Source organism: Pseudalkalibacillus sp. Hm43, from assembly GCF_051842935.1.
Lineage (GTDB): Bacteria > Bacillota > Bacilli > Bacillales > Fictibacillaceae > Pseudalkalibacillus.
Map to the genome: position 1 here is coordinate 2,334,650 of NZ_JBPXRR010000001.1, position 21,517 is coordinate 2,356,166.

24 protein-coding genes are annotated in these 21,517 nt (G+C 44.2%); 6 read left to right on the top strand and 18 right to left on the bottom strand.

Features of this window, described 5'->3' with window-relative positions; genetic code table 11:
- Window positions 1-11 precede the first annotated feature (11 nt).
- The 5 genes from ACSVDE_RS12350 to ACSVDE_RS12370 form a co-directional block, all read right to left on the bottom strand.
- The gene (locus tag ACSVDE_RS12350; protein ID WP_439301190.1) at window positions 12-650 is read right to left on the bottom strand and encodes a response regulator transcription factor; all 639 of its coding nucleotides are present in this window, start codon (window positions 648-650) and stop codon (window positions 12-14) included.
- A complete protein-coding gene (locus tag ACSVDE_RS12355; RefSeq protein ID WP_439301191.1) occupies window positions 634-1,695 on the bottom strand; it encodes a HAMP domain-containing sensor histidine kinase in 1,062 nt (353 codons plus the stop codon). The genes ACSVDE_RS12350 and ACSVDE_RS12355 overlap by 17 nt, the downstream gene beginning before the upstream one ends.
- Before the next feature lie 12 nt (window positions 1,696-1,707).
- Window positions 1,708-2,454 carry a cell wall-active antibiotics response protein LiaF gene (liaF, locus tag ACSVDE_RS12360; protein ID WP_439301192.1) on the bottom strand — a complete coding sequence of 249 codons (747 nt, stop codon included), beginning with the start codon at window positions 2,452-2,454 and terminating at the stop codon, window positions 1,708-1,710.
- Between the two features lie 444 nt (window positions 2,455-2,898).
- Window positions 2,899-3,348 carry a TraR/DksA family transcriptional regulator gene (locus ACSVDE_RS12365; protein WP_439301193.1) on the bottom strand — a complete coding sequence of 150 codons (450 nt, stop codon included), beginning with the start codon at window positions 3,346-3,348 and terminating at the stop codon, window positions 2,899-2,901.
- Window positions 3,349-3,403: 55 nt separating this feature from the next.
- Window positions 3,404-3,766 carry a hypothetical protein gene (locus ACSVDE_RS12370; protein ID WP_439301194.1) on the bottom strand — a complete coding sequence of 121 codons (363 nt, stop codon included), beginning with the start codon at window positions 3,764-3,766 and terminating at the stop codon, window positions 3,404-3,406.
- Between the two features lie 92 nt (window positions 3,767-3,858).
- Between ACSVDE_RS12370 and ACSVDE_RS12375 the strand changes: the two genes are divergently transcribed.
- Together ACSVDE_RS12375 and ACSVDE_RS12380 are read left to right on the top strand one after the other, a co-directional pair.
- The gene (locus tag ACSVDE_RS12375) at window positions 3,859-4,044 is read left to right on the top strand and encodes a cold-shock protein (protein WP_439301195.1); all 186 of its coding nucleotides are present in this window, start codon (window positions 3,859-3,861) and stop codon (window positions 4,042-4,044) included.
- A 186-nt stretch (window positions 4,045-4,230) separates the two neighbouring features.
- On the top strand, window positions 4,231-4,506 hold the full coding sequence (locus ACSVDE_RS12380) for an HU family DNA-binding protein (protein ID WP_226546948.1): 276 nt from the start codon (window positions 4,231-4,233) through the stop codon (window positions 4,504-4,506).
- Between the two features lie 48 nt (window positions 4,507-4,554).
- Here the strand turns inward: ACSVDE_RS12380 and ACSVDE_RS12385 are convergent, their stop codons facing one another.
- Together ACSVDE_RS12385 and ACSVDE_RS12390 are read right to left on the bottom strand one after the other, a co-directional pair.
- On the bottom strand, window positions 4,555-5,355 hold the full coding sequence (locus ACSVDE_RS12385) for an SDR family NAD(P)-dependent oxidoreductase (protein ID WP_439301196.1): 801 nt from the start codon (window positions 5,353-5,355) through the stop codon (window positions 4,555-4,557).
- 270 nt (window positions 5,356-5,625) lie between these two features.
- On the bottom strand, window positions 5,626-6,699 hold the full coding sequence (locus tag ACSVDE_RS12390) for an NAD(P)H-dependent flavin oxidoreductase (protein WP_439301197.1): 1,074 nt from the start codon (window positions 6,697-6,699) through the stop codon (window positions 5,626-5,628).
- Window positions 6,700-7,357: 658 nt separating this feature from the next.
- On the opposite strand from ACSVDE_RS12390, the gene fdhD reads away from it, so the two are divergent.
- The 4 genes from fdhD (at window position 7,358) to ACSVDE_RS12410 (ending at window position 10,200) form a co-directional block, all read left to right on the top strand.
- Complete coding sequence (fdhD, locus tag ACSVDE_RS12395; RefSeq protein WP_439301198.1) at window positions 7,358-8,152, top strand: formate dehydrogenase accessory sulfurtransferase FdhD; 795 nt, start codon at window positions 7,358-7,360, stop codon at window positions 8,150-8,152.
- A 33-nt stretch (window positions 8,153-8,185) separates the two neighbouring features.
- Complete coding sequence (gene moaA / locus ACSVDE_RS12400) at window positions 8,186-9,193, top strand: GTP 3',8-cyclase MoaA (RefSeq protein WP_439301199.1); 1,008 nt, start codon at window positions 8,186-8,188, stop codon at window positions 9,191-9,193.
- Window positions 9,194-9,357: 164 nt separating this feature from the next.
- Window positions 9,358-9,561 carry a hypothetical protein gene (locus ACSVDE_RS12405; RefSeq protein WP_439301200.1) on the top strand — a complete coding sequence of 68 codons (204 nt, stop codon included), beginning with the start codon at window positions 9,358-9,360 and terminating at the stop codon, window positions 9,559-9,561.
- A gap of 33 nt (window positions 9,562-9,594) precedes the next feature.
- Window positions 9,595-10,200, top strand: a complete 606-nt coding sequence (locus ACSVDE_RS12410) for an STAS domain-containing protein (protein ID WP_439301989.1) — start codon at window positions 9,595-9,597, stop codon at window positions 10,198-10,200.
- Window positions 10,201-10,481: 281 nt separating this feature from the next.
- Here ACSVDE_RS12410 and ACSVDE_RS12415 read toward each other — a convergent pair whose 3' ends face one another.
- The 11 genes from ACSVDE_RS12415 to ACSVDE_RS12465 form a co-directional block, all read right to left on the bottom strand.
- Entirely contained in the window at window positions 10,482-10,955 is a 474-nt protein-coding gene (locus ACSVDE_RS12415) for a DUF3830 family protein (protein ID WP_439301201.1), read from the bottom strand.
- Between the two features lie 12 nt (window positions 10,956-10,967).
- Window positions 10,968-12,107 (bottom strand): NAD(P)/FAD-dependent oxidoreductase, encoded by a 1,140-nt coding sequence (locus ACSVDE_RS12420; RefSeq protein WP_439301202.1) that lies wholly within the window; start codon window positions 12,105-12,107, stop codon window positions 10,968-10,970.
- Window positions 12,104-12,568 (bottom strand): aminopeptidase P family N-terminal domain-containing protein, encoded by a 465-nt coding sequence (locus ACSVDE_RS12425; protein ID WP_439301203.1) that lies wholly within the window; start codon window positions 12,566-12,568, stop codon window positions 12,104-12,106. Before ACSVDE_RS12425 ends, ACSVDE_RS12420 begins: the two co-directional genes overlap by 4 nt.
- Window positions 12,565-13,758: a M24 family metallopeptidase gene (locus ACSVDE_RS12430; RefSeq protein ID WP_439301204.1), complete on the bottom strand. Its 1,194-nt coding sequence runs from the start codon at window positions 13,756-13,758 to the stop codon at window positions 12,565-12,567. Before ACSVDE_RS12430 ends, ACSVDE_RS12425 begins: the two co-directional genes overlap by 4 nt.
- A 136-nt stretch (window positions 13,759-13,894) precedes the next feature.
- Window positions 13,895-14,239 carry a VOC family protein gene (locus tag ACSVDE_RS12435; RefSeq protein WP_439301205.1) on the bottom strand — a complete coding sequence of 115 codons (345 nt, stop codon included), beginning with the start codon at window positions 14,237-14,239 and terminating at the stop codon, window positions 13,895-13,897.
- Window positions 14,214-15,299 carry an S-adenosylmethionine:tRNA ribosyltransferase-isomerase gene (locus ACSVDE_RS12440; RefSeq protein WP_439301206.1) on the bottom strand — a complete coding sequence of 362 codons (1,086 nt, stop codon included), beginning with the start codon at window positions 15,297-15,299 and terminating at the stop codon, window positions 14,214-14,216. Before ACSVDE_RS12440 ends, ACSVDE_RS12435 begins: the two co-directional genes overlap by 26 nt.
- A gap of 5 nt (window positions 15,300-15,304) precedes the next feature.
- Window positions 15,305-16,027: an SDR family NAD(P)-dependent oxidoreductase gene (locus ACSVDE_RS12445; protein WP_439301207.1), complete on the bottom strand. Its 723-nt coding sequence runs from the start codon at window positions 16,025-16,027 to the stop codon at window positions 15,305-15,307.
- 231 nt (window positions 16,028-16,258) lie between these two features.
- Complete coding sequence (locus tag ACSVDE_RS12450; RefSeq protein ID WP_439301208.1) at window positions 16,259-17,383, bottom strand: NAD(P)/FAD-dependent oxidoreductase; 1,125 nt, start codon at window positions 17,381-17,383, stop codon at window positions 16,259-16,261.
- Window positions 17,384-17,497: 114 nt separating this feature from the next.
- On the bottom strand, window positions 17,498-18,880 hold the full coding sequence (locus ACSVDE_RS12455) for an FAD-binding oxidoreductase (RefSeq protein WP_439301209.1): 1,383 nt from the start codon (window positions 18,878-18,880) through the stop codon (window positions 17,498-17,500).
- Window positions 18,881-18,913: 33 nt separating this feature from the next.
- Window positions 18,914-19,996 carry a glycosyltransferase gene (locus ACSVDE_RS12460; protein WP_439301210.1) on the bottom strand — a complete coding sequence of 361 codons (1,083 nt, stop codon included), beginning with the start codon at window positions 19,994-19,996 and terminating at the stop codon, window positions 18,914-18,916.
- 24 nt (window positions 19,997-20,020) lie between these two features.
- On the bottom strand, window positions 20,021-21,460 hold the full coding sequence (locus ACSVDE_RS12465; protein ID WP_439301990.1) for an aldehyde dehydrogenase family protein: 1,440 nt from the start codon (window positions 21,458-21,460) through the stop codon (window positions 20,021-20,023).
- Window positions 21,461-21,517: the final 57 nt, after the last annotated feature.

Here is a 21,517-nt window from a genome sequence, read left to right on the forward strand (position 1 = left end):
TAGCCCCTTTATCATGAGGATAACTTATTGCGGTTTGCATAAATGGCGGCCTGTGTACGGTCAGAGACCTGCAACTTGCTAAGGATGTTACTTACATGTGTTTTGACAGTCTTGATCCCGATGAACAATTCTTCTCCGATTTCTTGGTTCGTCTTCCCTTCTCCAATCAAGACCAAGACCTCCAGTTCGCGTCTCGTCAATTCGTGATGTGGGAGTGTTTCATTGCCACGAAAACGGTTCATCATCTTCTGTGCTACTTTTGATTCAATGACTGACTCACCTGCATGGGCCTTTTTGATTGTATCTGAGATTTCGTCAGCGGATGCTGTTTTCAAGACATAACTGAATGCACCTGCCTCTATGGCAGGAAACACCTGTTCATCATCGTAAAAACTAGTCAAAATGATGATTTTGCAATCTGGATGGCTTTGTATGATTTCCTTCGTCGCTTCAATGCCGTTTCCATTCTCCATAATCAAGTCCATTAATACGACATCCGGATCAAGTTCCTTCAGCGCCTTCACAGCTTCATTGCCACTGGAGGCTTCGCCAAGAATCTCAAACGATGGATCTGTCATTAAATAAGAGCTTAGTCCCCTTCTTACCATTTCATGATCATCCACTAAAAATAACTTAATTGGTTCCGTCAATATGAACACCCCCTTTTTCAATCGGTACCCGGACGTCAATCGCTGTCCCTTTTCCTTTTGCAGAAGTGATGGAAAAACTGCCACCTATTTCTTCACAACGTTCTTTCATCGTCTTCAAACCATAGGACGTTTTCTTCTTTTCATTCAGATCGAATCCAACACCATTATCTCTCAGATGAATACGGATATGTTGGTCGGTATGGTTCAAGACAATCGTGAGACGATCTGCCTGTGAGTGTCGAAGGGCATTTGCCAACCCTTCCTGGATCATTCTGAAGAGATGATCCTCAATTCCTCTCGGCAATTCCGGAATTTCATGTATCTCGGAATCAATCGCAATTCCCGATTTCTGTCTTAGTTCGTCAACGAGACCTTTAATACCAGTATGTAAGTTCTCACCTGATAGTTCGATTGGTCGCAAGTGAAGTAGCAGTGCCCTCATCTCTCCTTGAGCTTTATTGGCCATCTCTACCACTTCTTTCAGCTGCGCTTTCGCTCGCTCCGGATGCTGATCAAACAGCTTCATAGCGGCAGAGGACATCATGTTCAAGGCAAAAAGTTGTTGACTGACCGCATCATGCAAATCCCGCGCCAATCGTTGTCTTTCTTCAATCGTAGCTGCTGTATGAGCCTTTTCAGCGTATGCCGCTTTCTCATTCGCTAGCTTTTGCAAAGACTGGACTTGTTTTTGGATTTTTGCCGTCAATTCATTGAGTTCGGCACAGATTGTCCCGATCTCGTCGCTTTCATGATCTTTGATGCGGTAGTCATAATGTCCTCTTGATAGCTTGGCGATGGCTACAGAAATTTCATTCAATCTATGAATCAGCTGTTGCCCTTTTTTGAAACTGAAAAAGATCCCCAATATGAACGTCAAAAGAAAAACAGCTAACGAGATTATGAAACTCCCTATTATTGGATCGGCTTCTGGAGAGAAATAATAAAGGATCTGGAAGATAAAAAAGACGAAAATGGTTGTATAAACCGCTGTTAAGAGGTGGGTACGATAGAGAATACCACGAACACCACTTTGATTTTGACTCACAAGACCACCCCTTTATACCCGATCAATTCTGAGATCTAATACTTGAAATTGAAAGTCGAATGTCAGTTTACGAGTCGCTTCATCGTACCCTTCTGTCTTATAACTCGCGTCCTTCATCAGACCATCTCTCTTGTAATTCCCAATCTTGATGTCTCCAACTTTCGATGAGGCCGTTACCGAAAAGTCAACATCCTCCGGTATTAAAATCTTTATGTCTCCAACCCAACCAGCTAAACGAATGGTTGTTTCCTTATCTGGAATGAAGGCCCGCGTATAGTCGAAATCATAATCAGCTACACCATTTCGCTCATCAAGATCTTCCACTTGCCAGTTCTCATCTTTCATAGACACATCCGTGACAAAGCCACTTTTGGCATGCTTGGCGTTTTTATCCATATTCACAGAAACTTTAGGTCCTCTACCCCAGAGTATCTTGACCCCTATATAGACGAACAGAAGAGGCCATAGGTTGATGATTTGATCAAAAGAGAATTCTATAAAGCCTAATCGATCTGCCGAAAGCAAACTTCCCACAGCAGCGAACAGCAGCCCAAAGAACCAGCTTCCAGACCGCCTCTTGCTCAACCAGGCTTCAAGTAGCCACTTAAGACCTAATAAAAGTAGTACAAAAGGATACAAGAAATGTATCGCTTCGTCTATTTCCATGGAAATAAGACCTAAATTGACAAGAAGTAACACTGCTCCACCTAGTATAAAAATCAGTGCTACGATAAATTGACCACCAGAACGTAGTTTCATAAGACCACACACCTTTATTTATATCTTTAAGAAGGTCCGCCTTTTACATTTTGACAAAGTTCGGTATATCCCTTCTTTTGATTGTTTCCTACTTATAGGATACCTCTCACATAACAAATGCAGAACGAACCCTGGGACGTTTCCTTCTCCGCCTTAAGGCGGATATTTGGATTGAAGAACTGAAAGTGAAAAACTCCAATAATTTACATTTATGTTAAAATCAATAGTGAAAGGGGGGCTTAATGAACCTAGAGGATGTTAAACCGATTAAACGTTCCAAATTACGGATCATGTGTGGGAAAGTGTACTTTACAATGAAGCGTAGATTCATATGGATGAAGAATAAAAGAAAGTATACTCGTACCCAGAAAATTATGCCATCATGATGTACCAGCCTTATTTAGAAACGAATCACCATTAAAAAAGATAATCAGCCGGTGCTGATTATCTTCCTGACGCATTTTGTTCTTCTTCGATTTGTTCGATCGTGTTTGAAGTGTCCCGACGGCGATCATTTGTATGCTCATCGGGTATGGTTTTTCTTTTATCGTAAGCTCTTTGTGCTTCTATCGTTCGTTTTGCATATGGAACAGCTTCTAACCTTTCCTTCGATATGTCTTCACCTGTATCGATGCAGATGCCAAAGGTCCCTTTTTCAATACGTTCCAGTGCTTGATTGATTTCCTCTAATAATTCTTCATCGCTTTCTTTTAAGGTCAATTCTTTTTCATGCTCATATTCTACCGTAGCAGAGTCACCCATATGGTTCTCATTACTTGTGATTTCTTCTGTATCTACGTTTTGTTCGCGTTTTTGGTATCGTTTATACACATCGCGTTTCATCGTATCTAATTGTGTTTTGAACTGTTCGATTTGTTCTTGTGTAAGTGCCATATCCTCTCCTCCTTACATGCATCCATACCCTCGGTGATTCCTAAATAAACACGGTTCAACTAAAGAGGACCATCCATACAATCAACGAGATCGGTACGAGTCCCGACCATGTCCAAAACCAAATTGCAGAGGCTTTGTTTTTATCAGAAAGAACATAAAGAAAAATTCCGGGAAAAACGGTCCAGGTGACAAACAATACAATCGCCAACAAAAATTGAATGACAGATGTGAAGTTGAAACGGTCGAAAGTCACAACAAATAGGTATGCTGGAATGGACATGATCAATGGAGTGAAGAAGCTCCATATCAAGGCTCTTACTCGGTACATATTCAAGTAGCGCTTGTTATCTTCCACATATTGAGTGAATAAACTCCAAGAATTTTCTACGGGTAATTGTATTCTTCTCGCTATTTCCATTTCAACATCCCTCCATTGGAAAATGGTTGTATCTATATTTCATGGCAAAATGGGGTATAATAGAGATATTAAGATAAAGTGGGTGGAAACAAATGGCATTTTTCTCAAAGAATCAGCAAGAGCCAATTCCTGAAGTCGAAACAAAAGTATGGAGTTGTACGAACCAGGATTGTTCTGGATGGATGAGAGACGGATTGTCTTTTGAAGCAAAACCAGCTTGTCCACTATGTCAATCTGAAATGGCGATGGAAACGCGGGTATTGCCTGAATTATCATAACGGAATGCAAAATACAGTGGAGTGGCCCTATTGGGACACTCTTTTTTGCATTCTTTCATGTTCCTTTTTTAATAACTTAATCCTTTATTTTCTGAAAAATGACTAACAAATGTATATTTTCGATTAAAGCGGTAAGAATGGTAGATACATAATGTTCTAATGAACAAATTCCAAGGAGGAATAAACATGAACAAACGTGATTTAATCCAACATGTCGCTGAACAAACAGGCTTATCTAAAAAGCATTCAACTACAGCTGTCAATGCAGTAATCGATGCGATTACACAAAAGCTCACAGATGGCGAAAACGTACAATTAATCGGCTTTGGTAGTTTTGAAGTACGCCAACGCCAAGCAAGAAAAGGAAGAAATCCTCAAACAGGAGAAGTGATCCAAATCGAAGCGACACGTACTCCTGCATTCAAGCCTGGAAAGCAACTGAAAGAAGCTGTCAAAGCTTAACTTGAGGAACAGATGAAAAAAGGGTGGCCGCTTCAGGTCAACCCTTTTTCATCGTAAAACAGTACCCCCGGATATCTTAACTGATTCTCCAATGATATTGGGAGCGGCGTCCGTGATGAGGTATGAAATTGTATTGGCTACCTCCTCCGGCTGTACCAATTCTCCAGAAGGATATTCATCCTTTACCTTTTGCAATTGTTCTTCAAACGAGATTCCCTCCCGTTTGGCTCGTTTTTCAAGTGCTCGAATTCCCATTTGTGTGTTGACGTAACCCGGACATACTGCGTTCACGCGAACTCCGTTCTTAATCGCTTCAAGTGCGAATGAATGCGTAAATCCGATTAGAGCGAATTTCGATCCGGAATAAGCTGTGTTCCCATATGTCCCTCTTAATCCAGATAAAGAGGATACGTTAATGACAACGCCTTTTTGGTGCTGCTTCATATGTTGGTAGACAAGCTTCGTCAACATGACGGCTGCCGTATAATTCAATTCCATGATGTATTCGAGTTCTTCTTTAGAAGTATCCTCAACGATGCCTCCGCCAGCAATGCCTGCACAATTTACCAGACCATATATGGGACCAAGCTCTGCCTCAGCATTCTCAACCAGCCCTATTTGCGCCGATTCACTCGTCAAATCTGCCGTATGTACATGGATATTCTCAGAAGGGGTGAACTCCAATAGTTCTTGTCTGAGGAAATCTAATTTTTTTGTATCCCTTGCGGTCAATGTAACTTTTCCACCCATTTTTACAACGGCTTTGGCTGTCTCACTTCCGATTCCACCGCTAGCACCTGTAATGAGGATATGACGGTTTTCAAGCGCATCAACCGAGAAAACACTCATCGCCCAAACTCCTTTGCATAAAGACTGAAATCAATTGATTTTAGAAAACGGGACTAACTCTATAGAGAGTTAATCCCTCAATCGTACGAACTTCACGCTGGTATTTAGTAAACAATATCAATTTACCCTCCAGTCTTTGGATATAAACCGCATAGGTGCAAAATTTTTTAAAATTGTTCATCCAATTTCAATGAACGTTGACAAACCCCTCGATCTGGAAAAGTAAGTGCGGCGTATTTTAGTTTTTCGTTTATGACTCTTGTACTCTATTTATTCATGTTCCCGTAACGACTTCAATGAAAGTTCTGTTTCCCGGACAATTTCTTCTACAATTTCAGATGCAGATTGTTCTGGTTTAATCAATCGATTCCCTTGCCCAGACCAAAGAGACATATAGTCCAATTTCCCTTGACGCTTCGCTTGGGACCTGATTTCTTTCGTCAACATATTTTGGATTGGATAATGGAGTGGTTCAATTGATTTGGATTGGAATAGATCGACAAATGTATTTCGCAAAGCTCTAGCAGGCCTACCAGAAAATGCAGACGTCAGTACCGTGCTTTCTTCGTTTGATTCAAGTAAGGCCTTTTTGTATAGATCAGGTGCTCCACTTTCATACGCATTCAAAAAACGGGTACCGAGTTGAATACCTTTCGCGCCGAGCGCAATGGCAGCTACCATCCCTCTTCCGTCCATAATTCCTCCTGCCGCAATGACTGGAATCGAAACGTGATCGACAATTTGTGGTACAAGCGCGAATGTGCCTACTGTAACGAATTGTTCTTCATATTCAAACGTGCCACGGTGTCCGCCGGCTTCACTTCCTTGGGCGATCAAGACATCTACTCCTGCCTTCTCTGCTAATCGAGCTTCTTCTACTGTCGTGACCATGGTCACGACTTTAATTCCTTTTTCGTGAGCCCGCTCAATTTGTTCCGAATCAGGCACTCCAAACGTAGTGGATATAACCGGGACATCTTCTTCCAACAGCACTTCAAATTGCTCTTCATAATAATCCTTTACTTCGAACACATCTTGGTTAGGTTTTATCTCAAGATTTTCATAAATCGGTGAGAGGTGTTTGATTACTTCATCTGTGCGGGGGTCTTCTCGGACTTTATGAACATTAAACAGATTTACGGCAAATGGTCGGTTTGTATGTTTCCGAACTTCAATGATCGCTTGTCGAGTATCTTCAGGGGTCAGATACCCTGCCCCGATTGTACCGAGACCCCCCGCTTCTGAAACTGAAGCAACCAGTTCAGCCGTCGTAATCCCCCCTGCCATTCCAGCCTGGATAATCGGATATTGAATGTTCAACATTCCACATATTACTGTTTTCATTCCTACCATCCTTTCAAAGAATCAAGAATGTTTTGACTCACACAATGCACACTTATCTGTATTATTGGAATACCCTTGTACACAAACTTTACTTGCTAACATTTAAAAATACACAAAAAAAATGTGCAAGCCAGAGTGGCTTGCACGTCAATAAGGTATGGGCGGTGTCAGAGTTTTAAGGGGATTGTCTACTTCAGTATAGCATGGCTTTACACGCTTGTTTATTGGGAAAATCACATGAATTAACGCACTAAAATCTTATTTATCGAAGTACCATTTTCCCAACTGTCAGTTTCCTGTCAAACCCCCACAAAAACACATGCCATTTTCTGTAAAAATAGACAATTTGGTGTATGATGTTACAACTCGAAATTTTTTCAAAAAAAACGCGCAAGCCGGGGGAGGCTCGCGCTAAAAAAGGTATGGGCGGTGTCAGAGTCTTAAGGGGATTGTCTACTTCAGTATAGCATGGCTTTACACGCTTGTTTATTGGGAAAATAACTGAATGTTCCTGGTGATATTCCCACCTTTCGATGTAGAATTTTCCCAACTCAGGTCGATTTCCAGAATGCCTTTAACAGTCTTCATACGACAAGAAATTCCTCGATACGCTATACTAGTATATAGGAACATTTTTGAAAAGAATTGAGTGAGACGGATGAAAGACCAAATGATTACGACTCGTAAAATTCATACATACATCGATGGTGAAGTCATTGAAAAAGTTGACACCGTAGTGACAGAGTTTCCTTTGACGATTGTACTGAACGGCCATGAATTTGCTACAATGGTATGTACACCAGCATTCTTAAAAGAAATGGTCATAGGCTTTTTGGCTTCCGAAGGGGTTATTCGTTTATTTAAACGTGATATCGCTTCCATTACGATTGATGAAGACAAAGGTTTTGCCTATGTAGAGACAACGACAAAGATTGAGCAGACGATCCAAGAACATACAAAACGATTTATCGGTTCTTGTTGCGGGAAGAGCAGACAGTCATTCTACTTTCAAAATGACGTAAAAACCGCAAAGTCTTCCATGACGAAAAGAACGATCAGCTACGAGCAGTGCATCAATCTCATGGAACAACTTCAGTCGTCTAGCAGTACTTTCCAGGCTACCGGTGGCGTTCACAACGCTGCAATCTGTTCTCCTGAAGGAATGATCGTGTCCAGAACAGACATTGGAAGACACAATGCACTTGATAAGCTTTATGGTCATTGTTTGATGAACGAGATACACGTACAAGATAAAATATTAGTATTCAGTGGCCGGATATCCTCTGAGATTTTGTTGAAAGCAGCTAAAATCGGAGTCGGCATTCTATTGTCCAAGTCTGCCCCAACAGAACTAGCCCTTCAAGCGGCAGAAGATTTGAACATCACTACAGCCGGTTTCATACGAGGAAACCGCGTTAATGTATATACACACCCAGAACGAATCGTTTTATAACATCGCATCACATGAAGGAGGTGCATCCATCGCATGAACATCTTGGACCAACATAACCGCCCTTTACGGGATTTACGAATCTCTGTAACCGATCGTTGTAACTTTCGGTGTCATTATTGCATGCCAGCAGAAGTGTTCGGACCGAATTATGAGTTTTTGAAGAAAAACATGCTGCTTAGTTTTGAAGAGATTACGAGACTAGCAAAATTGTTCCGTAAACGAGCCGGGATAAAAAAATTGCGGATCACGGGTGGAGAACCTTTGATGAGGCGCGATCTCCCAGTACTCATTTCTCAACTCTCTTCTATTGAGGGTATTGAGGACATTGCTATGACGACGAACGGTTCCCTGTTACCTAAATTTGCTGATCAGCTAAAAAATGCAGGGCTGGACCGTGTGACCATCAGTCTAGATACGCTTGATGACGAACGTTTCAAAAAAATCAACGGTCGTGATGTATCAGTTGAGACTGTACTGAAAGGAATAGAAGCTGCGAAAGCCGCAGGACTGTCCATCAAGATGAATATGGTCGTACAAAAAGGGGTCAACGATGAGGATATCATCCCTATGGCAAAGTATTTCAGACAACAAGGACATATCCTAAGATTCATCGAGTATATGGATGTCGGCAACTCCAATGGTTGGAAAATGGATGATGTTTTTTCGAAGAAAGAGATCATAAACCGAATCAATGATGTCATGCCGATTGAACCAATCCAACCAAATTATACAGGAGAAGTAGCAACCCGTTACCGGTATGTCGACTCAGACGATGAAATCGGAATTATTTCTTCTGTAACGGATGCATTTTGCTCCGCTTGCAATCGGTCCAGACTATCCGCAGAAGGTAAACTCTACACTTGTTTATTTTCGGTAAAAGGACATGATTTGCGCGGTCCATTAAGAAACGGATATAGCGATGAAGAAATGATGAACTTGATCGATAATATCTGGTCACATCGTACAGACCGTTATTCTGAAGAACGAACCCATCATACGAAACGAAAAACCAAAGTCGAGATGTCGCACATTGGTGGTTAAAAATGTAGAAATGGAGAACGAGGAATCGTTCTCCATTTCTTTTTACCGATACAATTCCCTATCCAAAAGCTTAGAAATAAGTTACCATTGTACTATAGACTTACAGATATTTTTGTATATTTCGAATAAATTCGACACCACTATTCATTATAAAGGGTGATAAAATGACATTAACGAAGACCTCGTCTTATTCCAATATTGAAGAAGCTTCCAAAGACGTACTCGAACTGATCAGCCGTTTTGTTGACGTGAATACTTTCTTTGTGGCGAAAAACGATCAACACGATGTAGAGATCATCCAATCTTTCAACCGCGATGAAGTGGTTCTTGAATCAGGATTTGAAACACTTTACCGTGATTCCTACTGACAATTCATCGTAAAAGGTGGTCGTGAACCCCTTATCATCGAAAATCTACTTGAGCATGACTCTACTAAGGATATGGCTGTCACTAAAAGTTTGGGCGGCGGTTCTTTAATCGGCATGCCAATCTATTATAGTAACGGCGAGAACTTCGGAACACTATGCGGTATGGATCTTCGTCCGCATCATTTTACAGATGATCATATCGACCTATTTGAAGCAATGGCAAACCTATTAGGAAATGTGTTGGATTTGGAAATGGCACATTCAAAGATTCAAACGCTGGCTGTTCCATTTGTCCCAATCTCCGACGAAGTTGCCATTCTGCCAGTCATTGGAGATGTGGATGAAGAGCGCACTGAACGTATTTTGGAAATCAGCTTGGAAGAAAGCGTCCATCACACGCTGGAATATCTCATTCTGGATCTTTCCGGACTCATCAGCATAGACTCGAACAGCACTGTCAACTTGATGAAAATCGGAAAGTCCTTAAAACTATTAGGCGTGAAAACCATATTGACAGGTATGCGCCCTGACCTTGCCATGATGGCAGTCAGAGAGAACAGTGATTTTGATCAGCTGATGGTAAAAGCAGACCTCAATCAAGCACTTGAATCCATCGGTTATACCTTAGTCAAAAATTAAAATGAAAAGTCAGGCTCCCGAGAGCCTGACTTTCCACTTATAATGAGAGCTGTTCCCAAAAGTTAGATTTGTGGAAGGCTCTCTTTTTTCATATAGTAAAATTGACCTATTTGGCAAAACGAAGCTGTAATTTCGGGAAACGATGAGCGAATTTCGAGAGACGATGTGTGAAAATCGGGAAATGAAGCTCTGATTTCGAGAAATCACACCGCATATTGGCAAGGTCACCCTTCTTTTAGTCCTGAGATCACCACTTTTAAGTGCAATTCCATCCGTTTTTGTCACCCTCTCCTAAAAATCATCGGTTGAATGCCTTCGTTACCGGTTTTCGCACCCATTTCTGCGAATTTTTCCAGGTCTTCTTCCCAAACTTTTGCAAACCGGTTCCCAGGAAGCCAGCCCATCGGGAAAAACGTCCGTGCATCCGGTCCATAGAAACAGCCGACATCATAAATCGCTTTCGGCATTCCTCCCCATGCATACGCGCCTACATATGTAAAAAGCAGTTCCCCCGGCTGTGGAAAGCACGTTTGATTCTCTGGTCTCACTTCATGCAGATCCGTCTTTTCACATAAATCTGCAGGGAACTGGACAGAAATTTCTTTTCCCGTATACATCGCATGCTTCCCGGCAGTTTCTAGTGGTTTCTCGATGACATCCCAGAAGGCGTCGCACGTTTTGGGGGATTTATCATCCAGTAAAGTCGCCCTGATTTCAATATTGTCATTCGGAAATTCCATAATAAACGTTCGCAAATCCATTCCTCCTTAAACTACGCTCGGTTCTTTTACAAGTTGATTGTTTGCAAATCTACGGAAGTGCAATGAGGACACATCTATGGTTGAAGATAAATTCAACATTGATTCAGCCATCGCTCTCCCGATCGCAGGGGCCATCATGAAGCCGTGTCCACTCATGCCGACCGCTTGCCAGTACCCTTCAATCCCATCAACATCACCGAGGATCACCTGGTGATCCGGAGTGGAATCATAGCGTCCATCGACATGACTCCGAAACTCCAATTCTTCCAATTTCGGGAACAACTTGATCCCCACTTCCGCTGCCCTCAACTGAAACGAGAAAGAATTATAGGGATGTTGCTGGTCCGGTCCAAGGTAACTCAAATAAAGGGTCCCGTCAGTCAGCTGCTTCGCGGCAAATCCTTTTTCAAATGAAACGAGCAACGGCTCGAGCACTCGTTCTTCCACCCGGTTTGTGTAAAGGATTCTTCTCGTTTCTTCAACAATTGGCAGGTCGATCCCTACGAGACTAGCAATCTGCTTCGCTCCCAACCCTGCAGCATTGATGAGATGCTCACAGTCCATCCTCCCTCTTTTTACCGTTTCAACGCCAGTGATCCGTCTGTCCTGTACATGAACATCGGTCAATTCGTCATTGATAAAACGGACACCCATACGTTTGGCCGCATCAGCAAAACTGTTCGTCACATGGTAAGCGTCATCCGCAAAACCATCTGTCGGACAAAAAGATGCTCCGAGGACAGAATCTGTGTTCAATCCAGGTATGATCCCTTTCGCTTCAACCGGAGTCAGAAGTTGAGTCGGTATGCCGCACTCCAGCTGGAGCTGATGTTGCGCTTCGTACCTTGTTAACGCATCTTCACTATGGAAGGTGTATAGGTAACCGACTTCCCTGTATTTGATTTCATATTCCGGATCGAGTTCCTCATTAATATTTTGGTAAAACGATACCGAAGCTTTTGCCATTTCACAATTGATCTTCGTGCCCCACTGCTGTCTCACCCCGCCTGGACAGATGCCGGTGATTCCTGAAGCAATCCCGCCTTTGTCGATGACAATGACATCTGTCATCCCATTTCTCGCAAGATGGTAAGCGATGGAACAGCCAATGATGCCTGCACCGACGATGATCGTTTCTGCTTTCATCGACTCGGCTCCTTTTCGATAATCCGTAACAATACATCTTCGGAGGATACAAATGCCTCTTCAGGTACGAACGGCAGCATTTCCTTCAGCCACCTGAAACGGCCGACCGTCAGACCGTCAGCAATTGCATGGTTTTCTGAAAAGTTGAGGGCGATCTTGGAAGATCCAAGTTCTTTCACCGTCCTCTTCAACACCTCTTCTAAATCACCTTGATACGTGCGCACCTCATCAAACAAGCCGCACTCCCGGATGTCTTGAGCGTCAATTGTACTGCATATTGCGAGTCTTCTATTGTCCGCAGTGAACAGAAATGCACCTGGTCCGACTGTCTCCACTCCTGTCACGTACGGTAAACAAGGATCGCTCCCTTCACTTGTGAAAATAAGCCAAAGATCAATCTGTTCATTCTGTAAGAGTTCCGATGCATTTTGTAGGTTGTTTTTCAAATCCACATATTTCATTTCTGCTTCACCACCGCATAAGGGATTGTCACGAGCTCAAGCTGACGTTTGCTCAACACGACTGGTTCTTGATCCGTAACAAGCACATTTTCTTCTACCAAAATGCATGGAAGACCGTCGTCTTGAATGACTGTCGGTTCTATCGCATAGATTTCACCCGCTTGAATGACCCCTTCCACTTGAGGGCGCGGTGGCATTTTTCTTGGTCCAAGGATCGTTCCGCCATCATGTGTGGCACGTCCGACTTGATGCCCGACCGAATGACGGATCGTCGGATATCCGTGTGACTCAATCACGGACCGGCCAACCGCATCAACCTCATGTCCTTTTTTACCAGGAGTCAAAGCTTCGATCGAAGCCGATATCGCTTCCACTGAGGCATTAAAAGCAGCTTGCACATCTTGAGGCGCGGAATCTTCATCTTCATTCAGGAAATAACACGTCCGTGCAATGTCTGAAACATACCCACTCTCTGCGCGCAAACTGAAGTCGATGATGACGGTATCACCAGGTTCAACAATGTGGTCCCCGGGTTTCCTATGAGCAAGCCCACAACGAACGATACATACGAGCGGTAAATCAAATGGTTCGCCTAATCCATTCGTTACGCCCCTTTTCTTCATCTCCTCGACAAACAGCTTCCCGATTTCCTTCTCGGTCATCCCGACTTTCATTTGTTCGAATGCAGCCTCGAAAATATCAGTCGTATGATTGACGGCCGTTTGGACAGCCTCGGTTTCCGCTGGTGATTTGATACATCGTAAAGGTTGGACGATCGGTTCGCTTGAGACTTCAATCTCTTTCAGTCTTTCGGAACCTATCAACCTTTCAATCCACTGATATAAGCCTAATGAAAGCCCATCATAAAGGTGGTCATACAGTGAAATGTTAAGTGCTAATTTTTTCGGCTCATAAGCGTTGAACACTTTAACAAACACTTCATCCATATGGCTCGAATAGGTTTTTACATTCGAGTAGACGCCTGTTCCTTTGAAGAAATCGTAATCTTCTTCTGATACGATTGCGACATGCTCTCCGCTCTTATGTATGAAGTAGGCTGTTAGATGATCCGTATCCATATCGGTGACAAAAGGCAGACTCGGATCATATCCCTTTCTCGTTAGAATGAGCCATGTGTCAATTTCCTCCTGATCCATGAGCTGAGTCGCTGCTTCTAATTTCTCTTTCACAATCTGAGCTTGTGTTGAAACGATTGAAACCGCCCCCTTGAATATGTAAAATTAACTTCATTATATCGAATATTCCGATTATTTTATATTTAAAAGCTCGTCAGCACAAAAAACGGACGCCATGATGACGTCCGTTTCAATGCGTTTGTAGCAATTCGATGCTTTCACCACTCGGACCGAGGATGAAAACATTCTTCCATCCATTGTCTAACTGGTAAGGGCCTTCGCTCACATTCAATTCAGCATGCTCTTCTAAAAAGACATCCAAGTCCTCCACTTCAAAAGCGATATGTTTATTGTTTGAGAGTTTTAGACTCTCTTCGACTAACACCAACTCGAGCTGAAACACACCTAACTTCAGGAAGACCAGTTTTTCTCCGAGCAACTCCATAATCGACTCCACTTCAAAGCCAAATTTCTTGTAAAACTCAATCGACTCATCCAACCTTTGCGTTTCAATGCCCAGGTGATGCATGTTCATCTTCATCCCTCGCTAAAATCAAATTCATATCCCCGAATTCATGCCAGAGATATCGTTTTCTGATCGCCTCTCTATACGCCTTTTTCAACCGCTCCGGTACTACGAAGGCGGACAGCATATCGAGATGGCTCGCTTTCGGCTCATGGAATCCGGTCAACAATCCATCGACCACTTGTAAAGCATAATCCTCATGGATATGGAGATTCGTCCAACCACGTTTTGCAACCGGGGTCCCTTCAGCATCGACTGCCGATTCAAGTGCACGAACGACCGTCGTCCCAATGGCAATCACCTTATGACCAGCTTGTTTCGTCCGTCTAATTTTCTCGATTGTGTCTGTCGGAACTTCATATTCCTCTAAGCTATCAGACGGACCGACATGCCATTGGTCATTCCCAAAGTAACTGAGTCCAGTATGGAGTGTGATGTCCGCAAGCTGAATGCCTCGCTTTTTCAACCGTAACAACATCTCCCAGCTTAGAGCTCTTCCTGCGGAAACCATCTCCACCGAGCCCGGCACCGTTCCATAGACTGTCTGATACAGGTCGAGCCCCCAATTTTCATGGATGTACTCATACCGAATCGGTTCTCCTAACGTGTATAGCTCATTGTAAAGGGAGTTCCCTTTCAACGAGAAACAGATCGTCATAAGAGGTTGATTCGATTTTCTGGAACGTACATAAGCCTTCAAATTCGGTGAAAAGACGACCTCGTCTCCTTGTCGGACCTTCGTATCCACAAACAGAACACGCCAAACAGAATTGCTCTTCCTTTGCCCAAGCCGAACTTCAATATTTTCAGCGATCGTTTCGCCACACCTCTTGAGATCCACTTTAAAAGAGGCCGGCAAGGTCCGACTGAGATTCATAACGAGAAGATCGCCCGGTTTCAGATGGTTTTCGAGATTCGGAAAAACGTCATCCTCAGTCTCTCCGGTTGCAGGATCGAGCACCATCAGTTTCACATGGTCCCTCCTCAATCCTTTCGCTTCAGGGGGCCCGACCGCATTCAGTTCGTTTGGTAGTTCAAACTCGATTGGATTCTTTGCTGCAAGTGCCATCCGACTCACCCCTTTTCCAGAACAAAGCTCTGTGCTTCAAGTCTTTGTCCGTTTTCTTTTGATTCCAGAGAGGCTAGGTACAGAAATACATCCGTCAAATCTTCCGGTTCTGCCAATTCGTAGTCACAGTCTGGTACTGCCAAGTCGTGCATCTCCGTGTTCATTTCACCAGGATCAACCATATTAATTCGCACTCCGGTTTCGGAAACTTCATCAGCCCATATGCCTGTTACCCCTTCCAAGGCAAATTTGGATACACCGTATGCGCCCCATCCAGCATATCCGACATTCCCTGCTTCTGAGGTGACATTGATGATGGAGCCACGATCTCTTTGCAACATGCCTGGAAGTACTCTCTTTGTCAGCATGAATGGACCTGCTGCATTGACGCGCAGAACTTCGAGAAACTCATCACTCGGATAGTCTGCCAGGTATGGCATTGGGCTCGGACCTAGCTTGGAGGCGTTATTGATGAGCACATCGATCCTTCCAAACGTCGTTTCTGTTAAAGAGACGAATCGCTCAATGTCTCGTGCATCACTCGCATCTGCGGTTACCGCCAGTACTTCAGCTCCAAGAGCCTCCAGTTCTTTAGCCACTTCCTGCAGTTTCACTTCGCCTCTTGCACAGATTGCTAAATTTGCTCCTTGCTTGGCGAAAGCCCTTGCAACGGCTCGACCTAATCCTTTTGATGCGCCAGTAATCATGACAACTTGTGTTTCGTTCATATGAAAACACTCCTTATTTTTTCTAGTTTGCTTACTCTTAGTTTATTGGGCTTGGAGCTGTTTTTCGTCGGAACGGGGATTGAACTTTCCCTACAAAAATGGATGTACGAATTCTCTAAGACTCTTCTACGACTATGGTTGTATATACTCTTGAGAGTAGTTGATTTCTGTTTCAGGTGCTTGCTTTCCATAAATAAAGAAGCCTCCTCAACTGAGAAGGCTTCTAGCTCATCATTGATTCTTTTCAATCGCGCCATTCACATCATATTCAGACAGCTCTAATTCCACTTCTTCTCCTCTTGCCAATTTAGCCAGCTGAGCTCCGAGGTAAGGGCCGCTCGTTAGTCCTGATGCTCCGAGACCATTCGCAATCAGCAACCCTTCCACCTCAGGAACTGGACCGATGATTGGAAGGAACCCAGGTGTGAACGGACGGAATCCGACTCTCGTTTCAAGAAGTGTGGTGTCTTTCAGTCCAGGTGCGATGTCGAGTGCTTGATTCAGGATTTCCTGAATCCCACCAGCTGTTACTCGATGGTCGAACCCGACATCGTCCTCATGTGTCGCACCGACGACGATCCTGCCGTCATCGAAACTGAGTAAGTATTTGTTGGTCGGCGGCATCACGACTGGCCAGTCACTCGTGTCTTCATCGGGAATTTCCAGGTGGACGATCTGTGCCCGTTGGGAAGATAGATGATACGTGTAACCGACCGTTTCGAGAAGTTCCTTCGACCACGCTCCAGTCGTAAGCATCACCTTGTCAGCGACATACTTTTCACCATCTACCACTACTCCGGTAACTTGATTTCCCTCATGTAAAAGGAACGCATCTCCGCGAAGGATTTTCGCTCCATTCTTTTGAGCTGAACGGATCAAAGCATCTCTTAACGCCTTACCATTCACCCGCGCAGCCCCGCTTACATATACCGAGGCGTATTCTTCTGACAGAGGCGGGAAGAGTGCTTTCGTTTGAGCAGGGGTCAATTTCGTGATCTCACCGATTTCAGGTGCATCCTCCTTGCGCTTCAAAGCACGTTCAATCATCTTGTCCAGCTTCTTTTCATCCGTATGGAGGCTGATGGCACCGACTCTTCGATAACCGGTTTCCGTCTCTCCATCCTCTTCAAGCTGTCGGATCAGTTCAGGATAGTGTTTCGCTCCACCTTTTACAAGACGGTACCAGGCTTTGTTCCGACGCTGCGATAGCCACGGGCAGACGATTCCTGCTGCAGCTTCTGTCGCCTGTCCGCGGTCATTGCGGTCAATGAGCGTGACATCTGCCCCAGCTCTCGCTAAATGGTAAGCAGTCGACGCGCCCAATATACCAGCTCCAACGACAATGTATTTTTTCATAATGAACACCTTTTTCAATAAAAATCGCTTCTAATTTGCAATTGTACACGACCACATCTTCTTAAACAAACGGATCTACAAAGAAAAGGACGACCCAACGTCGTCCTTCGCCATCTACTTTTTCAAATGAATCAATTTATGCGGGTTCATGATTTCCTTCGGGTCGAGCGCAAGCTTGATCTTCTCCATCACTTGCAAAGCTTTCCCATGCTCCCGCTCCTGGTACTTCATTTTACCGATCCCGACGCCATGTTCACCGGTACACGTACCACCTCGCGCAAGGGCATACTCGACGATATCTTCATTCAACCTGTCAGCTTTCCACAGTTCTTCTTCATCATTCAAATCAATCATGACGATCGCATGGTAATTCCCATCACCCACGTGTCCGAGCAGACCACCGTTCAGCCCAAGCTCGTCCATCGTATTCCGAGCATGCTTGATGGCACCTGCAAGCTCTGTAATCGGAACACACACGTCTGTGACCATCTGTTTCCTTCCAGGATGTCCATGAATGAACGCATAGGCGAGCGTGTGGCGTGCTTCCCACAACTTATTCCGAGCTGCGTTATCCTCTTCAAAAGCAATTTCCTTACAGCCATGATCTGCAACGATTTCCTTTGTGAACTCCACGTCATGCTTCAGACCAGGCTCATTACCATGAAACTCTAAAAACAACGTCGGTTGTTCTTCATAGGTCGTTTCATTGTACAGGTTCGTCTGACGGATCGAGATTTCATCCACCAACTCGACTCGAGCAATCGGCACTCCTGCTTGTAAAGTAGACACGACTGCTGCAACAGCATCATCAACAGTCGGGAACGATGCACGACCGGCAACGATATGTTCAGGGATTCCGAACACCTTCAATGTCAGTTCTGTAATGCACCCAAGTGTCCCTTCTGATCCGACGAACAAGCTGTTCAAGTTGTATCCAGATGAAGATTTTTGGGCCATGTTGCCTGTATGTATGATTTCACCATCTGGTAGAACGACTTCCAAATCTCTTACCTGATCCCGCATGACACCATATCGAACAGACGTCGTCCCGCTGGCATTTGTAGCAGCCATACCACCTAACGTCGCATCCGCTCCCGGGTCTACAGAGAAGAAGAGACCATACTTTTTCAGCTCTTTGTTCAACTGCATACGCGTGACACCAGGTTGAACTTTAACAAGGAAGTCTTTTTCCCTTACCTCCAGAATCTTGTTCATCAGTGTAAAATCGATCGTAATGCCTTTGTCGTAAGGAATAACGTGTCCTTCAAGGCTGGAACCGACTCCGAAAGGAACAATCGGCACACCATGTTTGTCTGCTACTTTTACAATTTCACGAACTTCCGCCGAACTTTCAGGATACACAACGATATCGGGTGTGTGAGGTGTGTGATAGGATTCATCCTTGCTATGCTGTTGCAAAATGGTTTCGTTCATCGTTACCTGTTCATCTTTCAAGATTCCCTTCAGTTCTTCGAAAACATTCAAAGTGACATTCATGATTGAGCCTCCTACTTAATGATGTTTTTCATCTTACTTATTCGTCGGAAGGTCCCTCCCTTTCCAGGTCACATTCTTTTTCATGAATGTGAAGAAAAGGGAACGGATGAAAACGATGAAAAAAAAGATAAAAGGAATGGGATAAAAGAGAGCGGTGTACCATCGGAATGAGCCTACCTGACGCAGCATCCAACCCATTTGAACAACGTAAGCAAGATAAAGCAAGCTAAACCATAATGGGATCCCTATCCCTTCTGTACGCCATAACAACGAAGCATTCATAAACAAGGAGAAACCGCCAGCTACCCAGGCTATGACGGCTAATAAAGACGTGAGTGGCGTCGACCCAGCTCCTCTTGCAAAATGCTTACTCCAGCCACCGATCAGCTGTGTAAAACCTTCCGGATACATTCTGACAGATAGGACATCTTTACCGATCAATCCTCGCACGTTCATGCCCATCGAGCCGAACTTGCGTGCCAATGAAAAGTTCTCGAGCACTTCCGAACGGATCGTTTCATGTCCACCTACCCGGAAATAGTCATCCCTTTCACAAACGAGACAGGGGCCATATGCGCCCTCCTCTTTCGTCAAACTGAACGCAGCTACGACAACCAGGTTGAACAAGGCTGACAGCTGCTCATAAGGTTTTTTGACAACATGATAAGGTTGAATCGTCATACATCCACCATTTTCACGGTACGTATGTAAAATCTTCTTCAACCCATTCTTGGACAAACTGATATCTGCATCAAGGAACACAAATACTTCTCCGCTCGCCATATTTGCACCATTCCAACACGCCCATGGCTTGCCGAACCAACCTGCTGGCAACTTCGGTGCACGGACCACTTTTGCACCTGCGTCTCTCGCTACCTCAGAAGTCCGATCATCCGAATCATCATCCACCACTATGACTTCAACGTTCTCTAAATCCTGTTCCTTCAGAGATTCAAGTAATGTGGTGATGTTTCTCTCCTCATTCCGTGCTGGAATAATGATAGAGACGGAGATCCCCTCGATTTCTGAATGAGTTGAATGATGGAGAAATGGCAGCCGACGGAACAGTAGGAATCCAATCGGCCAGAGTAATGTGAATATCAATAGTTCGACCATTCGCTCCTGTCCCTTTCTTCCGCATCACCCGTACAACTTTTTGATGAATTTCCTTAAGAACTGTGCATTCCGCTCTTTATATGGAAACCAGGCGATGTCGTTTTTCTTCTTCCCTTTGTTCACCATGATTGATTTCGTTTCACAAAATGTATGCAATCCGTGCTCAGCATGATACCTGCCACGGCCACTTCTTTTTACCCCACCGAAAGGAAGGTTCATATTGCTGATGTTTCTTACTACGCCATTCACATATCCGTTTCCTGTCTCGAGACGCTCGAGAATTTGCTGTCCACGATCGAGATTCTGAGTAAACACGCTAGCATTCAATCCGAATTCTGAGTCATTGGATAGTTCGATCGCCTCTTCGTCATTTTCAAATGGCATCACAGTCATGACTGGTCCGAACACCTCAGTATGCAAGATGTCCATTTCGTGTGTCACATTCGTCAAGATGGTCGGTGGATAATGCGGATAACCACTCTCTTCACTCGTCCCTCCGAGTGCAAGTTTGGCCCCCTGCTGTACGGCTTCATCCACTTGCCTTTTCACTTCCTGCCATCCACCTTCCGTAGTCAAACGACCATAATCTTTCGTGGACAGTTCTTCCGTGAGCGATATGACTTTTTCAAGGAAAAGGTCGTACACATCTTTATGGACGTATACCCTTTCGATACTGACGCAAACTTGTCCACTATGGAAGAACGATCCCCATACAGCCGCTCTGGCTGCCCGGTCCAGCTCTGCATCTTCACACACGATCATCGGGTCTTTCCCGCTCAGTTCTAGATCGCAAGGGATCATCGCTTCTGCGGCCATCCGATTGACAATCTTCCCCGTCTTCAATCCTCCTGTGAAGAAGATCTTGTCAGGACCCGTTTTAACGATGGCTTCACCCACATCCGCTTCTCCTTGGACGACTTGTACAACACCTTCCGGAAATCCAGCAGCTTGGAATGTAGAGGCTATTTTATCGTTGATTGCCGGAACTTCCTCGGACGGTTTCAATACAACCGTGTTCCCGGCAATCAAGGCACTGATGACGGGAAGTAGAGACAACTGAATCGGAAAATTCCAAGGGGAAAACACAGCCACGACACCCATCGGTTCGTAACATACGTACGACTTCTCTCCCCAAAACGTAAGCGGTGTTTTCACCTTTCGTTTTTTCAACATCTTGCCTGCTCTTTTTTCGTAATATTTCATTGCATCCAGCGTCACATACAACTCACTTGCTAAAGTATCGGTTTCGCTCTTTCCTGTTTCTTCGTAAACGAGTCGAACCCATTCATCCAACTCTGAGGTGATCCGTTTTCTCAATGCTTTGATATGTACCAATCGGTCTTGAACAGAAAGGGCTGACCACGTTTTCTGTGCATCTCCCGCTATTTGAAAAATCTTGTCGATGTTGTCGATGACCAGCAGCCCCTTTATATGTCCGAATCGTCTTAACTTTACAATTATTATACATCAAGTATACAATTTTCCTAAAATGAGTTGCTTATTATGAATTAGGGTATAGGT